This window comes from Agrobacterium tumefaciens, from assembly GCF_013337285.1.
Taxonomy (GTDB): Bacteria; Pseudomonadota; Alphaproteobacteria; order Rhizobiales; family Rhizobiaceae; genus Agrobacterium; species Agrobacterium burrii.
Window position 1 is genome coordinate 162,514 of sequence record NZ_SUPW01000003.1, and the last position, 16,942, is coordinate 179,455.

Genomic DNA, 16,942 nt, shown 5'->3' on the forward strand with positions numbered 1-16,942 from the left:
ATATCTCAAGGTCGACCGGAGAATACGTCAAACAGCTGGAAGTTCTTTTGCGAAAGCGCAAGAACATCTGGCAGTTTCCTCTTCACCTTTTCACCGACGTCATCCACTCGGTCGACAAAATCGATCAAGGCGCGCTTGATGCCGTCTTCAGTGTAAAAGGCAGCCGGCGAAAGAAGATCGTCTACTGGCAGATCAAAATGCTGATACAGCCCCTCGAACTTTCCCTGATAAGCGATACATATGACAGGGACACCTTTGCCGAGTGCGGCAATTGCAAGATGCATGCGGCCACTGACGAGGCCGTCAAGTTGCCCCGCAACACCCTTCAGAAACGGCGCAGCCCATTCGCCATCCAGATATCGAACCCTGTCACCGAGTGCTGCGGGCATAAGCCCGGCAATGGCCTTCAGGCATACCTGATCGCCGAAGCCCTCGCGGTAATCATGCGGGATAAGCAGCCAGCATACCGGCCTTTCATCGGCAACAGATTGCAGGGCTTCCGCCCCGCGCCTGACGATTGTCTCAATCTGTAAGCGATCGGCATTTTTGAACAGCATGGGATGCAGATTGAAACCCATCACCCTGTATCCTTCGGCACGCTTTCGCGCGATCCATGAACTTGTGCTCTCATCAGGCTCGGATGGGACGAGGCTGAACGCGGAATCGGCAACGAGTGCCGCATTGGTCTTTGCAAAGGACTTCAGGCGATCAAGAGAAACGGCATCGCGCACATTGAGCGAAACTGCCGGGTGAAGAGAGCGATAAAACATGGCCAGAGCGGGATGCGGCTTGTCATTGAAACTGAAACCAAGGATCACGCTGCTGATCCCGGCGGCGGCAGCGAGGTCAGCGCTGGCAAGAAGTTTTGCACTCATCAGCGGTTGATAGTACCCGTCCATGACATCAGCGCCGATGACGACAACGCAATCATAGTTTCGTGCCGAGAACTGCTCCACCAAGGCCCCTATGAAATCGGCCCTGCCGAAGATATCGACAGGAGAAAAACCCCGCTGAAAAACGGGACCGATGAATTCGGATCCTTCGACAAGAATATCCACTTCCACATTCGGATTGCTTGAACGCGCTTGTTGCAGCGTGGCCGTGATCATCGCGTCATCACCAACCGAACCTAAAACGGTCACGGGGTCTCCGGTCACGATCAGAAGCCGTTTCGGCCGATCGCCGGCGTTGACAGGCCTTATCCGGCGCTTTTGTTCCTGCAGGTCGTTAAAGAATTGCCGAAGCGCAATATCCCTGTTGCGCCGCTCATTATACGCCACCAGCCTTTGACGCAGCGGGGTCGGCAGCAGTCTTTTTATCAGCTTGCGCATTTGCCTTCCTTTCGAGAGAAGATTTTGCCCGTGACAAGCCTGACGACACGCCTGGCCTCATTCCTTGCGGTCAGGGCCATGAGCAGAAGATATGCAAGGGCGAATATGGACCCGAGGAGCATTCCCGATATGAACTCCCCCGCCCCCAGAGCTTTGACTTCAGGGCGCATCCACTGCACCAGAAGAAAGCAGAAGGCGCAGGAGGCAAAGCTGGGCAGAAGCAGGAGAAATATCTTGAGAAGCCGAACCCCAAGCTCACGTGCGACATAAAAAAACGTGAACGGCGTGGAGGTCAGCTGCCCGAAAACATAAAGAATGACCATTGCCCCGATACTGTCCGCAGGGACCAACAGAATGAGGAGAATGGTCGAAATCGCCTTCACGCTTCCGGCAATCAACACCCTGTCCGGTCTTCCCCGCGCGGAGAGAAAAGGCCCGTTCTGAAACTGAACGCATTGCAATGCGCCGAGGAGAAGAAGCGGCTGCGCAACCTCGTCCGCCCCCTGCCAGCGGGCGCCAAACAATACGCTGCATATTTCCGGCGCCAATGCTGCCGAAAGCACGAAGATGGGAGTCGAAACAATCGCCGATATCGTGATCGACTGTTTATATAGTTCCGCCATGCGCTCTCGCTCATGCGATATGCGCGAAAGGACCGTCAACGAGACGTCATAAAGTGCCGCCTGAAGCAACTGCATCAGAAGCTGATAGAGGCGGCTGCCAACGGTATAGAGCCCGAAGAGAGCCACGCCGTAATGTCCGAGGATCATGACATCGATCAGACGGGTGGAGCCAAAGTCAACGATGCGCAGACCCAGAGCGGATGAACCGAACCGAAGCAGCTGGATAAATGTGTCGGGCTTCAGCGTCGTTCCTGGAAGCCAGTAGGGTTTTCGCCAGAGCCAGATCAACGTGACGATGGTTGCAACATAACCCTGAACGACGAGGCTCCAGACACCAAGCCCCGCGATCGCGAATATAATCGCTGCGCCGCCACCGAGAATGTTGGAAATGAAAGTCCTGATCGCCAGAGGCTTGAAGGCAAGCGCCCGCCGATAATTTAATTCCTGAAAGAGGGAAGCCGTGTTTAACGGCAGCAACAGGCAAACCGCAATGATGATCGGCGCGAGCCCCTCAACCTCGAACCAGCTTTCCAGCCTCGGAGACAGCAGCCAGACAGCAACCACAAACACCGTCGCGACGGCCACCGACACGTAAAATGGCAGGTTGATGTCACTCGGCTCAAGATTGCGCTTCTGCACGATGGCGTCGGCAAATCCGAATTCGGAGACCAGCTGAATCAACATCAGAACCAGCCCTGCCGCCGCAACCATGCCGTAATCGGTGGGACTAAGAAAACGGGCAAGAACAATGAAAAGAACCGAGGTAAAGAGCTTTCCACCCCAGTTCTGGACGATGGACCAAAAAATACCTCTGATAGCGGCGCTGCCTATGGAATTGGATTCCGACATCAGTTGACCACCAGTTTCAAAGCTGGCCGCGACCAAACGGCCTTCATCAGGATCAGAAAACGATCGGAGCTCCAGATGAGAAGACGGGCTTTACCCATACTGTCTTCCGCCACCGTTTTCCTCGAAGAGTATCTGGCGGCGGACAAATCCATTGCCCGCCTGTAATCCGCGTTCCCGGCAATTCACCAGAACCCCAGTGTTGAGGTTTCAGGCTCTCCTGAATTGCCGTTTCCAAGTGTCGATTGCCTCCACCGGCAACTTTATCGGCGGTGGCTCGCTGCCGGCAATCCAGTTCGACATGCTGTCGAAATCCTTGCGGTCCATGGTCGGCAGACCGGTATCCTTGGAAATTTCCGTAGCTCGATTATCGACTTTGACGATCAGGGCGCGGCGGAATTTCTGCATTGCGCGGATACCGCCATGCAGGCGCGTCCCGACGAAATCCACATCCTCATTGTCAAGAAAGTGGTTATAGGCGGCGAGCGTCGGATCGATAAACTTCAGCCCGGAAATATTCATGGAAGCCAGATAGGCCGCATCTTCACGCTGCTGCGGCCAGAAATAGACGGTGTCGTAACGATCCTTCAGAATTTCAATCATCTTTTTGTCCTCCTCCTGGCGATTGAGGTAGAAGGTCAGCGTTGTAACAACGGAAGAGGCCTTGGCAGTGGGAATGGACTTGCAATGGTCCGGATCAAGCCCCCACATGGTCGGGCAAGAGGTGTTCAGAACCTTTTTGCCGAGGGACCTGAGTTTTTCGGCGGTGTAATTGTCGCGCACCGCATGCGTGAATTCATCCGACAGAATTTTTTTCAGAATCCAGCGCGAATAGGCGTTCGGCTGTTTCATGTAGTTCATCCAGCCGCAGCCGAGCAGAACAGTCTCCCGGAAGGCGAAGGCATCCCACGGTAGCAACTTCCACAACACGCGGGCCTCCATGTTCGATGCGAGAATATTGGTGCCGGCAACAAAGGCAGCTTCGCTCTTGCGCAGCAGCGACTTCGAGACGTTCGTCATATATTCATGGGTCGCCACATGATAGGGATAAGCTTGAGGAACAACCTCAAGCAGCACATCCTTGACGGCATCGAGAATGATCTGATCGCCGAGATTGTCCGAGGCTACGGTTGTATCGAGAATGGTAATCGTCTTCATTGGAACCTCGTCCTGAAATTAAGTCGTTCTGCAATTTCATTTTCGTGAAAAAAGCGCCCTGGCCTCTTTGAGCACCCCCCTTATGTCCCCGGGCATCGTGACAAAAAGCAGAGCCGGATAGATCACCGCCCCTGCCGAGACCAGCAGGCATAGTGTTACCGGTTTGGAGAAACGTTCGCCCATCATCCAGTAGAGACCGCTAACCAGAACAGCCATGGTGAAGGCCGCGATGAGCGGCAACATGCAGGTGCGAAGCGTACCGCCTATCGAAATGCCGGCGCTGTTTCGGACGCTGACTAAAGCGACCGGCCACGTCAGATAGGCCCTTACGACATGAGCAAGAGTAACCGGCAGCAAGCCGAAAGGCGCAGCGGCAAGACCGAGCCCACAGCCGATAACGACCTGCAGAAACGACAGATACAGGGTTTTACCGCCCTGCCGGATGGCGGTCAGAAGCGGCCAGACGAAGGAATTAGCGACAAACGGCAGAGCCGTCAGACATAATAATTGCGTGACCGGTGCGGCGGCGGCCCAGTTTTCGCCGAAGGTAACGGGAATAAGAACCGGCGCCGTGGCCGCAAGGCCAAGGAAACACGGGAAAGCAATGATGCCCGACAGCCGGATAAAGCCGAAATAGGCATTTTCGAGGGATTTGTTCTCGGCATTGATGCGTGCATAACTCGTCAACGCTACCGATGTCAGGGGAATGACGGCCAGCTGACTGACGAGATCAATGCACCGCCATGACAACCGGATATACCCCACGGCCGCGGTCGAGAGAAAAGTTGCGGCGATAAGCTCCTGCAGGCGGACATTGAGGCCCATCAGGAAGTTTGCCGCAAAGATGCGCGACCCGAAACTCCACTGATCCGCCACATAGGCTCTGACGAAACGCGGACGCGGAATCCAGCCGCAGGCAATCCAGTTCATACAAGTCGTCACAACACTGGCGATCAGCCTCTGCACGACCATTGCCCATACGCCCCAACCATTCAGGGCCAGAGCGATTGCGATCACACCGGCGAGAAAATTGGACAGGAGCGCACGCATGGCAAGCTTGCGAAACGCGAACTCACGCTGCAGGCGGGCTTCATGGATGGTGCCAGCGCCCATGATGAAGAGAACGGTGGAGAGCGCCATCAAGACCGGGCTGAGTTCCGCAATTCCGAACAGCCCCGCGAGAAACGGCGCCGCCAGCGAAAGCAAGGCGCACAACACGGCTCCCCACAAAAGTGAAAACCAGAAAGCCGTGTCCGCATAGTCTTCGTCCAGCTCCGGTCGCTGCAACACCGCCTCCGGCAATCCGCCGCGGGCGATGACGAGGATGATATCCACGAAAACCGTTGCGATGGCGACAAGTCCAAACTCGTCCGGCGTCAGCAGGCGCGCCAGAATGAGGAAGACGACGAAAGACAGAAAGACGTTGCCATAACCGCCGACCGCACTCCACAGGGCGCTCGTGACCGAGCGCCTTTCAAGACGGGGAGCGTTTTCGTCCAACTTCAACATCTGCAAAACCCGGAAACACGGGATGGCGCCCTGCCCGCGGCTGAAAGATCAGCGCGTGGCATCCGCACGCCCGTCATGCGGCTGCAGCCTTGCTTTTCGCCAGCACGTCTTCATAGAGCTTCACATAATTTTCGCCGACCCGCCGTGAGGTGGATTCCTCGACGATATTTCCGAAATCGGCCTCCGTCGGCAATTGCTCGCGCGAAAGCGTCAGCACCCGGCGAATGCGCGCGGCAAGGTCAGCGGCATTGCCCGGCTCGAACAGCCAGTCGTGATTGGTCTCGCCGATGAGTTCCGGGATACCGCCCGAGGCCGCGCCGATGACCGGAACGCCCATGGCATAGGCCTCATAAATCGTGCGCGGCGAAGGTTCGGCCCAGAAAGAGGGAACGATCAGAACATCAATCTCTTCGAAAAACTCCTTCGGCTTCGCCCAGCCGATGAATTCGATCGGCAGATCGCCCGCCTGCTTCGTAAAACGCTCGATGGAATCGTCCATCGCCTGGCCGGCGACCAGACAGCGCCAGTTGCCATGGCCGATCTCCCTGAAAGCATCGACCATGTTGCCAACGCCTTTTTCGGTATTGATGCGGCCGATATAGCCAAAGGTCAGCGGCTTGCCGCTCCGGTCGATCCGCCGGCGGGCGACCGGATCGCCCTCCGGAACCGTGCAGGAATAGAAGATGATGCGTCGCAGGCTTTCGGGAATATGGTGGAACAGTCCATGATTGACATGCGTCTTGAGGATTTCCGTCCCAACGCTCGCGACCGCGCCAATATAACGTTGCGTGAATTTCTTGGTGAAATTCACCACCTGACAGCCCAGATGGATATGCTCGCAGGGTTTTCCGCCCTTGAACATGGCGGCATTGCCGCACAGGAGATCATATTCGCAAATCGTATGGACGATCGGAATGCCGCGCCTATGCGCCGCCCGCCACACCAGCGTGGTAACGTCCAGCAGCGAATGGGTGTTGAGAACATCCGGCCTGAAATCGTCAAGAACGGCTTCGAACTGCTTCTCAACGTTGAAATTCCACTGCTGCCTGATCTTCTGCATACGCCTTTGCTGCGGCGTGTGTTGAGGCCAGTCCTCAAGCCAGAAATCATTATTGTGGAACATGCGGTAAACGCTGACGCCGTTGCGCACCGTTTTGGGCTCCGCCTGCCGTTCAATGCAGGCGGCGCCGACGGTATGCCCCATGGAGACGAGTTCCTCGGCAAGGTGCTCGACCGACCGTTCGCATCCGCCGACAATATGCGGCGGGTAAAGACTGCTCAAATGGAGAATTCGCATGCGGATACGCTCTATTTTCCTTAATCGAAAATTTATGACTTCCGCTCTGGCCTTGCCACGCTCCCGAAGTGCCGGGAGCCAGTGAGACATTTGTAAAAAAATACAAAAGCCGGAGCGGAACTAACATTTGAAAATATGAATAACCAAAAATTCACTTTCAAAAAGCACGGGAATTGAGGGCATTTCAAGTGATTTCTTTTCGCGGTGCGACAAAAGTCATCCCGTGTTGCGAAAAGAGCCGGTCCCGTGCTACGTCATCTGAATACGAAATATCCGGACTAAAGCGGCAGTTTATGCTGTCTGGAACGGTGACTGCTTTATATTTTCTTATTTTGCAAACATGGATTTGATGGCGGCTGAAAAAACGCCGCGAAGCTTTCAGGACATTCTAACCGCAGCATATTGAGAGACGACGCCCGCATTTAATCGGCGCCCACCCAGCCATGCCTCACTTTGCACTGTCCGCCATGATTATCAGGAGACACAGATGAACGGAAAACAGCCGATCACCATGGGCCGCCTGACACGGCGCAGCCTGCTCTCGGCAACACCTTTCGCATTGGCCGCCGCCACCGGCTCCTATCCCGCATTCGCACAGACCCCGTCCGTTTTTTCCGCCGATACGGAAGCCTTTCTCGATAGTGTGGGCGTGTGCGGCCATTTCGCTCGCCCGACGGGCATCTATCCGGAAGCCTTCGAGCGCATCCTGCCTGAACTTGAGGCGCTGGGCGTGCGCCATCTGCGCGATGAGGGACTGATCACCGCAAGAGACAGCCGCAACAGCCCCGCCTTTCAGCGCCTGCGCCAGATCGTGGCGGCCGGCCTTCGCCTTACCATCATCTGTTATGATGATCTCAATCCCTATGTTTCCACGCCGCTCGACAGGATCGCTGATTTCCACGACTGGTGTGACGGCGGCATCGCCCTCTTCGAGGGCAGCAATGAACCGGTGCTGACGAAGGATCCCGCGAACGCGCCCGGCATTTCGGCCCGGCATCAAACGGCGCTGCGCGAGATCATCCACTCGACGCCCGACCTCAGCGGCGTTCCGCTTGCGGCGCCAAGCTATGTCCTGACGAACAGGGAACTGGCGCTGGATCTGCAGGCGGTCAGCGACTACGGCAACATTCACCCCTATGCCGGAATGGAGCATCCCGAAACGACCGGGCCGGGGGCGCTTTCCAAATCTATTGCCGCCTCGGCGCATATCACGCCCGGCCGCCCGGTGCTCGCCACGGAAATCGGCTACCATACGTCATTGCAGCCGAAGACCTTCCATTTCCCCGTTACCGAGGGGATCAAGGCGCGCTACATGCCCCGCGCGCTTTTGTGGTGTTTCCTCAGCCGCATCCGCCGGGCCTATATTTATGAAATGGTGTCGAGCTTCGCGCAGGATGAGACAAACCCGGAATCATCCTTTGGCCTGCTGCGCCACGATCTGAGCCGAACGCCCGCTTATGAGGCCGTGCGCGCCCTTCTGTCGCTTTGCAAGGCGAAGCGGCAAACCAGCCCGGCGGAAAGGCGCCTCGATTTTCTCCAGAGCGATGCCGAAAGGGTGACGTTGCGGCTGGCAAGGCCCGACGGCGCGCTGCTTGTGCCGGTGTGGCTCGGCATCCGGGGCTGGCAATGGCCGGCCCGGATCGAAAATCCGCCCGCAGAACGGCTCGCGGTCTTTTCCGTAACCAGGCCTCACAATCAGGTCATCGCCCACCGCTTCAGCGACGACGGATCCGTGACCCAGCGGGTGATCGCGCAGCAAGGCGGGCAATACCAGCTCTCCGTCAGCGACCAGCTCACCGTTCTGGAGGTTTTCTGAGGGCTGAGGGCGAAATTTCGCAGTCGCAAAATTTTATATATCGTGCCAACCTTATGCGTGATAGCCTGTTTTGATAAATGACTTTTTGTCCGCGCAAGCGGACACAAATAATACCAAATATATTTTTTTCTTTTTTTACAGATGATGATGATGATGACGCAAAAATTTAACAATGCGCCTGCTGTGGGGACGCAACGTCTCGATGTCGTTCAAATGATGCGTGCCGTGGCAGCCGCTATGGTTGTCGGCCTGCACGCGAATGTCAGCTGGGAATTTACACTCTTCCCGCTCCATGTGTTGAGACTTGGTGCTGGGGTGGACCTCTTTTTCGTTATCTCCGGCTTCGTCATCGTTTATGCTTCCAGACCGTATTTTGCGGCCGCGGGTGGAAGTGCGGCGTTTCTTTTGCGCCGACTTCTGCGTATTGTTCCTCTATATTGGTTCGCGCTGACACTGCGGCTTATCGTGTTGGCGGGAGGTGCTTTTCTTGGCGTAAAGACATTTCCGTCACTCCAGGCAATTCTGACTTCCTATTTTTTTATCCCTTATGACACCATTGGATATGGTGACGCCTATCCGTTTCCCATTCTCGACCTCGGCTGGACGCTGAACTACGAGATGTTTTTTTATATGGTCTTCGCAGCTTTCATCTTCCTGTCTCTGGAGCGCGCCGTCCTGGTGACATCGAGCATCCTGTTCGGCGCTATCCTGATCGGCCCAGCCCTGAACCTTCCCTTACCGTTCAGCTTCTGGTTCCAGCCGATCATTCTGGAGTTTGTCGCGGGAATGGTGCTCGCGACACTGTTTCTACGCGGAGTACGCATCCCCCCCATAGTCGGCGCCGCGATGGCTATTGGTGGCCTTGCAGTCTGGAAGCTCCTGGAAGTCGACATGTTCGGGCCCGCTTGCGGTCCCGGCTGCTATTCTTTTCCCCGACTACTCGTTTTTGGCGGCGGCGCGATTCTTCTGATGACGGCAGCAACCCTGACGCGGGGGATTGCCCTGCCCCGCTTCGCCCAGCCGCTTGCTGCGCTGGGGGATTCCTCCTATGCGCTCTACCTGTTGCACCCTTTTATTTTTCTCGGCTTCAAGGTTGCTCTGAGTGTTTTCACGCTTCCCCCGGGCTGGAACAACGTCGCCTATTTCGTCATCGTCGTCAGTACCATCGCCATAGCCCACGCTTTTCATATATTTGTCGAAACACCCGCGAACACATGGCTTCGTAACCACGTGATAACACCCCGACGAAAAGTCGCAGCCTCCTGACACCAAGGGCGGTATCCGCAGCCAGGCCGTTAAGGATAGGGAGATGTTCATATCCCGAGCCTATTTTAACACTTGATCGTTTGCTTGGGCTGTGCGATTTAAAGGAAAATTTTAAGGTGTTGGATAACCATGTTCGACATCAAATTACTTAAAGTCGTATTTTAAAAATTTGGAGAGTTGTGATGTCCCGCCCTCGTAATGGCTCGACGCTCGCTGGTGCAGTGTTGATGGCCAGCATGGTTGCTTTTTCTGTATCGGCCAATGCCCAGAATGTTGAAACAGCACCGATCGTTGCCCAGACGCCGACGACAGAAAGTGCTCCTGCTGCAGCCCCCGTCAAGGCCGCAGACGAAACCACCGCCGCATTTCTCGGTCGCGTTCAAGGCACCAATCCCGAGATGGTTACGCTTTCTGCCGCGGAACTGTTCAAGCAGTCTCCAACGCCTGGAACGATTGGTGATCTGATCGCCATCGCCTCCAGCACTGATGCCGCCGCTGCGGATCTGACCGGAAAAGTGATGGGCGGTTTTCCCGTTATCGCGGTTTCCACCAGCGCGGCGCAATTTTCCGAACAGCTCTCCGCACTGGTTCTAAGTGATTCCGGCCAGCTGCCCGCCATCGTCTCACTTGCTCAAAAAGTCGCGAACAAGGATTTCTCCGAAGTTGTCGGTGAAGGTCTGGCGCTTGCCTATTCCACGGCGATGCAGAGGGGCAACACGATACTCGCAGCCGCCATCCAGCTGCAGACCAAGGGCACAGGCGTGCCCTCCGATCTTCTGATTGCCTTTAGCGAAAATATCGAGGGAACGGCGGCCGGCCCGGCTGCGCCGGCAGCCGCTGCTGCTGCAGCTTCGCCGATTGGCGGCGCCGGCTCCACACCAGCCAGCGGCAACAGCGTCGGCGGCTCGGCGGCCACGGGCGCCGAGGCAGGCATAGCGCAGGCCGGCGGCGGAAGCGCACCCGTTGGCGGTGGCGGTACCGGTGGCACTGGTGGCGGTGGAACGTCGACCATCTTCAACATCACGGTTTCAACCGGAAGCACCACCACGCCAATCAGTACAAGTCCTGTCTGAAATTGGCTTTGCCATCCTCGTTACGGGGATGGCCTTCGCCTGTCCCACGATGCAACCGAGACTTGGCGGGCTTTATGCTCGCCGAAAAGAGCGAGGCTGACAGTTGTTGCAAAGGCACGATCCCCTGACGATGAGCGATTATGATAAAAACGCCTTTACGGCGGATTTTATCGATATCGAAGCGGTTCTGGCAGCGATCCGCCGGCAGTGGCGCATTGTCCTTGCGACCATCGCCATCGCCGGAACAATCGGCCTAGCTTATGCCGCAACGGCTGTTCCGATCTATTCGGCCAGCGCAACCCTGTTGATCGACCGCAACAATAGCCAGGTCGTCGAACAGCTTTCAACGATCGGTGGCGTCATAGAGGACGAGGCGTCGATCCTCAGCCAGGTCGAGGTCATACAATCGGAAACCATCGGGCTCGCCGTCGTCGACAGTCTCAATCTGACGGAAAACCAGGAATTCAGGGCGACACGCGCATCACTTCTGAGCTCGATGTTCGGCATGATCCGGTCGCTGGTCAATGTTTCGCAGTGGTTCTCGCCGGCAAAAGGAACGGTCATCGATGACGGAACGCTGAAGAGAGCGCTGTCGGACCAGTTGTTGCAGAGCCTTTCCGTCAAGCGCATCGGCCGTACCTACGCGCTGGAACTGACCTATAATTCAACATCGCCGGCTCTCGCCGCCCAGATCGTCAATGCCGTGGCGGCGGCCTATCTCGTAGATAAGCTGAATTCCAAATACGAGGCAACGAAGCGGGCCAGTGACTGGCTGTCCGATCGAATAGCCGAATTGCGTCAACGGGCGCTGGATACCGATCTGGCCGTGCAGAAATTTCGTGCCGAACACAATCTGATCGAGACGGGCAATAACGGCCTGCTTTCCGACCAGCAACTGGCGGAACTGAACAGTGCGCAAATTCTGGCCCAGTCAGACACGGCCAAAGCGCGCGCACGGTTCCAGCGTATCGAACACATTCTCGCCACCGACGATGTTGATGCCGTCGTCACCGATATTCTCGATAGTTCGGTCGCAAATGATCTGCGCAAGAAATACCTCGAATCCTCAAAAATTGAGGCTGAAATCTCTGGTCGGCTTGGCGAAAACCATGTTCAGGCGGTGCGTCTGCGCAATGAAATGCAGGAATACCGCCGACTGATGTTCCAGGAAGTCAGCCGGATCGCGCAAAGTTACAAAAGCGATCTCGAGGTCTCTGAGGCAAGGGAAAAAACCCTTGAGGCAAGCATTGCCAGAGCCACCAATGTCAGCAATTCGGCCAGCCAGACCCAGGTTCAGCTTCGCGAGTTGCAGCGCGAGGCTGAAACCTACAAGAACATGTATCAAACCTTCCTGCAGCGTTATCAGGAAGCGATGCAGCAGCAATCCTTCCCCGTGACGGAAGCACGCGTGATCTCCAAGGCAATGCCGCCTAAAATTCCGAGCAAGCCGAACAAGCCGATGCTCCTGGCGCTTTTCATGATCATGGGGGCAGCCGCTGGCGGCGGCATCGCCATGTTCCGCGAATTCCGCGACCGCTTCTTCCGCACCGGGGAGCAGGTTCGCGATGTTCTCGGGCTGGAGTTTCTGGGCAATACGCCACTCATCCCGAACAAGCCGGGCGAGGAAGTCCTCTCCAAGGGTCGGGAGGACAGCCCCGCCGCCACCCACCCGTCCAATGTTGCCCGTTACGCTGTCGATCACCCGCTATCCTCCTTTGCCGAAACCCTGCGCAGCACACGGCTTGCGCTCGATCTGGGCATTCCCGCGAAAAGCGGCGCACGGGTGGTGGGCGTCGTATCGGCCCTGCCGAGCGAAGGAAAATCAACCATCTCCATCAATCTGGCACAGCTTCTGGCCGGACAGGGCGCGCGGGTTTTGCTGCTGGATGCGGATATCCGCAATCCGGGCGCCACACGCGCCTTGGGTCGCCATGCAGGTGAAGGCCTGCTCGAAGTCCTGCTGGAAGGTCGTAATGTGCGTGATGTGCTGCTGCGCGACGAAAAGACAGGGCTCGCTTTCCTGCCCACGGTCGTCAAGCAACGTGTGCCACACTCTTCCGAACTCCTGACCTCGGCGCAGATGCACAAATTGCTGGCTGAGGCGAGCGGCGCGTTCGATTATATAATCGTCGATCTGCCGCCGCTCGGTCCGGTGGTCGATGCACGGGCGATGGCCGGCCGGATTGACGGTTTCGTTTTCGTCACCGAATGGGGTAAAACCGCGCGCAGGGCAGTCCGCAACACCATCGAAAACGAAGTCCATATCCGCAAAAAATGCCTTGGCGTCATTCTCAACAAAGTGGATACGGAAAAGCTGAAGCTCTACCGGGCTTATGGCTCGAGCGAATATTATTATTCACGCTACACGCGCTATTACCATGACTGACAAGGACGGTATGACGCGCCTGCGTAAAGTCTTTGCGGTCGTGCCGGTCCTTATCATTTCCATATTCGTTCTGGCCGTCGCAGCCCAGGCATTTTCCGAAAGCCGGCGTTTTTCCGACATCGTTGCAATGGCGAGAATTGCCGACGACAAAAACGGCCTGGCACCCGATCTGCTTGCGAACACGGTAAGCCAGCTTCATCCGGTCGTGACGGAGAAAATCTGCCGTTCGGATATCGTCAAGGCCGGATTGCGACTGATTTTGGCTGATCTCGATGCAAGTGTCGCAAAGGTCACGCCAGAGGCCGCTGCGGCGCGTCTAGGCTTTGCCGAAACCTATATTCGTCATGCGCTCTCTTGTCTTCCCGCCAATGGCGATGTGTGGCTGCGTCTTGCCATGGTTCGCTCGCTGCGCAACGCCTCGCCCCTGGAGACAGCCGTGTTGATGAATTTTTCCCAGCTTTACGGGCCGGCTGACGCCAATCTGATACGCGGGCGCTTCGCCATGTGGCGGCAATTTCCAAAGGAGACCCTGCCGCAGGCCGAGGCGGCGCGAGACGCGGATACCGCGATCGTCTGCGGCAAGGAAGGAGAAATCCTGCGCTGGACCCTGCGTGATGTCTGCCCACAGGAGCCTGCGGGCACCGTGAAACGCTCCATGCCGCTGCGGTGACGTGAAAACGCGATCGCGCTTTGACGTTCTGCACATCGCCACCACAAAGAATTCTTACAAAGACGAAAACTCATGACGCCCACCCTCACCCAATCGGAAGCGCTGTCCTCCTCACTCCCACGACCGGTCGTGTTTCGCGATTATTTCCGGGCGGTCGCCACGGTCGCATTCTGGGCAATTTTTCTGCTCGCGCTTCTCAATCGCGGCGCAACGGAAATAGAGAGCCGCATCGTTGTCACGCTTGCGATTTATCTTCTGCTGGTGCCGGCCATCATCGCCTTCGGGCCGCCCCGGGGCGGTGCCGGCAAGGCGCTCGTAGCGACCTGCTTTTTGCTGGGCGCGCTCATCGTTCAGATATTGCTGCAGGCATCATCCCTGCCAGGCCTTGCCTTGCCCAACCCGGCATGGTCCGCCGCCACCATGTTCACGCAGATCGCACCAGCCGCGACGATCTCGCTCACCCCGGCGGATGATCGCCTCGGCCTGCTCAGCGCCGCCCTGCCCTTCGGCGCCTTCATGGCCGGCCTTGTGATTTTCGATACTGACGAGCGCGCGGCAAAAACATTGCGATGGTTCGCAATAGGCGGCGGCTGGCTTGCGCTATGGTCGATCGTGCAGTTTCTGCTTTTTCCGGATATGCTCGGCTTCATTCAAAAACGCTACTATCTTGGCAGCCTGACCGGCCTTTTTGTTAATCGCAATACCGCCGCAACCCTGTTCGGTCTCATCCTGCTTGCGCTCTTCTCATTGTTTCACAAACGGCTGCAGGCTCCGGACTGGCACATGGTACGGGCACTCGTGGCAAATCGCCTGACGGTGCCGGCCGACCAGAAGCGCCTCATCCGCAAGGCAGCCTTTGCCGGCGTACTCGCCGCCCTCTGCTTCATCGCATTGATGCTGACCGGATCGCGCGCCGGGATCATGTCCAGCTTCGTAGCGCTGCTTTTCCTTATCCTTCTGACTGTCTTCAACTCACCTTCCAGAGCCAACAGCAGCGCAACTCCACGGCGCCGGCGCCGCGGGTTCAAGCGCCGGGCGGCGATCATGCTCGCCATGGTCGTCGGCCTGTTCTCGCTTTTTGCCAATCGGGTGGCGCTTCGCATGGAGACACGTCTGGAAGACGACATGCGCTTCTGTTACATGCCGGGCATCACTCGTGCCATCGCCGACAGCTGGCCCTGGGGATCGGGGCTTGCGAGCTTTGCGGAAACCTACGCGCCCTATCACGCGGCCCAATGCGGGGTGAACGCCGTCGTCACCCATGCCCACAATGTCTATGCCGAAGGCCTGCTGACGCTTGGCGCCGCATTCCCGTTTTACGCGGCCTTTTTCGCGCTTGCCCAATTGATCATTTTTATTATCGGGATGCGCAAACGCAAAAGCTATCGTTACGCTTCCCATCTCGGCCTTGCAGGTCTGCTGCTAATCGCACTGCATTCGACCCTTGATTTTTCATTGCAGATTCCCGGCTTCGCCATGGCTTATGCCATCTTCCTCGCCCCTATCGTCACACTTTGCCTCAATTCGCCGGGAACTGACCGGGATGGCCGACGACGGCAGCGGCAGGGTCCAACCGATCCTTCAACGCCCGCACGTGTGGGGCACGACGAAGCGGCACACCTGGTATTTCGAAACCAAAGCGGCTGACCTGCGCGTTCACTTACTGGATGCCAAGTAACTGTAACGATTGTAGAACTGAAGACAGAGACGAGAATTTCAGCATGCGGATATTGCAGATAACCTCGCTATTTTCTCCGGACCGGGTGGGGGGCGCGGAAATTTTCGTGGAAGACCTTGCGCGCGGACTGGCGGACAAGGGACATACGGTTGCCGTAGCTGCCATTTCCCGGGAACAACAGGCCGCCGAGCGGCGTGATGGTTTTGCCATTCATCGCCTCGGGCACACCACGCCGTTTTTTATCGGAGACTGGGAACGGCAACCGGGATGGAAGCGAAAATATTACAAGATCGCCGTACAGCTCGATCCGCGCCTCGTGCGTCGGCTGGCACATGTCATCGATGATTTTCGCCCGGACGTCGTCAACACACATTCGCTGTCGGAATTGACCCCACTGATCTGGCCGATGATCCGCAGACGGGGCATCCCGCTCGTCCATTCCCTGCATGATTTCACCAGCATGTGCACAAATGGTTCCCTGTTTCACGACGGGCATATCTGCGATGGCAGCAGCAGGAAATGTCGCGCCTTTTCCTATCTGCACCGCCGTTGCCAATGCGCCGTCGATGCCGTCGCCGGCGTCGGTCACGACATTGTCGAGCGCCATGTACAGGCGGGCTTCTTCACCCATGTCCCGGCAGACCGCCGCGCCGTGATCTGGAACGCCATCCCACCGCCGGCCCAACAGAAAGCTCGCAGTCCCCGCCCGCGTGGACAACCGCTTGTCTTCGGTTATCTCGGCCGCATCGAAGCCCCCAAAGGTGCGGACCTGCTGATCGACGCTCTGCAGCGGCTGCCGCCACAGGGTTGGCGACTGGTCATGGCCGGTCGCGCGCCCGGCGGCATCGGTCCCTATCAGCAAAAAACCATCGGTCTTCCCGTTGAGTTTCCCGGCTATGTCGAGGCGGACAGTTTTTTTGCTGGCATAGATTGCCTGATCGTACCGCCCTTGTGGCCGGAGGCTTTCGGGCGCACCGTTGCAGAAGCCATTCTGTGTGGCGTACCCGTCATCGGCGCCAACCTCGCAGGCGTCGCCGAACAGATCGGCCGGGACAGGCCGGAACGCCTGTTTGCGCCAGGCAACGCCAGCGAACTCGCCACACGCATGGTGGAAGCCATGCGCAACCCGACGATCCTTGCGGAGTCTCCCGAAACCAGGGAGAGAATTTCGCAAGGAGTAGCACCCGAGCGGGTGGTTGCGGCATATGAAACGCTTTATTCCGATCTGCGCGTCCGTACCGGTGGCTAAACACCGGTAGAGTGATAGCTTTTACCTATTCGGCGACAGG

General features: G+C 57.2%; 12 protein-coding genes. 7 read left to right on the top strand and 5 right to left on the bottom strand.

From position 1 onward, the window contains the following. Window positions 1-5: 5 nt before the first annotated feature. From FCH38_RS10880 to FCH38_RS10900, 5 genes are all read right to left on the bottom strand, one after another. A complete protein-coding gene (locus FCH38_RS10880; protein WP_153514523.1) occupies window positions 6-1,331 on the bottom strand; it encodes a polysaccharide pyruvyl transferase family protein in 1,326 nt (441 codons plus the stop codon). Continuing rightward, window positions 1,319-2,803, bottom strand: a complete 1,485-nt coding sequence (locus tag FCH38_RS10885; protein WP_153514522.1) for a lipopolysaccharide biosynthesis protein — start codon at window positions 2,801-2,803, stop codon at window positions 1,319-1,321. The genes FCH38_RS10880 and FCH38_RS10885 overlap by 13 nt, the downstream gene beginning before the upstream one ends. A 207-nt stretch (window positions 2,804-3,010) precedes the next feature. Beyond that, window positions 3,011-3,958: a polysaccharide pyruvyl transferase family protein gene (locus tag FCH38_RS10890; RefSeq protein ID WP_153514521.1), complete on the bottom strand. Its 948-nt coding sequence runs from the start codon at window positions 3,956-3,958 to the stop codon at window positions 3,011-3,013. Between the two features lie 36 nt (window positions 3,959-3,994). Then, window positions 3,995-5,467, bottom strand: coding sequence for a lipopolysaccharide biosynthesis protein (locus tag FCH38_RS10895; RefSeq protein ID WP_153514520.1), 1,473 nt, complete (start codon window positions 5,465-5,467; stop codon window positions 3,995-3,997). A gap of 73 nt (window positions 5,468-5,540) precedes the next feature. Then, a complete protein-coding gene (locus FCH38_RS10900) occupies window positions 5,541-6,764 on the bottom strand; it encodes a glycosyltransferase family 4 protein (protein ID WP_174373767.1) in 1,224 nt (407 codons plus the stop codon). A gap of 487 nt (window positions 6,765-7,251) precedes the next feature. Here FCH38_RS10900 and FCH38_RS10905 point away from each other — a divergent pair, with 487 nt between their 5' ends. From FCH38_RS10905 to FCH38_RS10935, 7 genes are all read left to right on the top strand, one after another. Next, on the top strand, window positions 7,252-8,580 hold the full coding sequence (locus tag FCH38_RS10905) for a hypothetical protein (RefSeq protein ID WP_174373768.1): 1,329 nt from the start codon (window positions 7,252-7,254) through the stop codon (window positions 8,578-8,580). 150 nt (window positions 8,581-8,730) lie between these two features. Further along, on the top strand, window positions 8,731-9,846 hold the full coding sequence (locus tag FCH38_RS10910) for an acyltransferase family protein (protein ID WP_236776593.1): 1,116 nt from the start codon (window positions 8,731-8,733) through the stop codon (window positions 9,844-9,846). Between the two features lie 182 nt (window positions 9,847-10,028). Further along, a complete protein-coding gene (locus FCH38_RS10915; protein ID WP_174373769.1) occupies window positions 10,029-10,919 on the top strand; it encodes a hypothetical protein in 891 nt (296 codons plus the stop codon). A gap of 130 nt (window positions 10,920-11,049) precedes the next feature. Next, window positions 11,050-13,305, top strand: coding sequence for a polysaccharide biosynthesis tyrosine autokinase (locus tag FCH38_RS10920; RefSeq protein WP_174373770.1), 2,256 nt, complete (start codon window positions 11,050-11,052; stop codon window positions 13,303-13,305). 10 nt (window positions 13,306-13,315) lie between these two features. Next, complete coding sequence (locus FCH38_RS10925) at window positions 13,316-13,975, top strand: hypothetical protein (protein ID WP_174374013.1); 660 nt, start codon at window positions 13,316-13,318, stop codon at window positions 13,973-13,975. 72 nt (window positions 13,976-14,047) lie between these two features. Next, a complete protein-coding gene (locus FCH38_RS10930; protein ID WP_174373771.1) occupies window positions 14,048-15,622 on the top strand; it encodes an O-antigen ligase family protein in 1,575 nt (524 codons plus the stop codon). Between the two features lie 74 nt (window positions 15,623-15,696). Further along, the gene (locus tag FCH38_RS10935) at window positions 15,697-16,902 is read left to right on the top strand and encodes a glycosyltransferase family 4 protein (protein WP_174373772.1); all 1,206 of its coding nucleotides are present in this window, start codon (window positions 15,697-15,699) and stop codon (window positions 16,900-16,902) included. Window positions 16,903-16,942 lie beyond the last annotated feature (40 nt).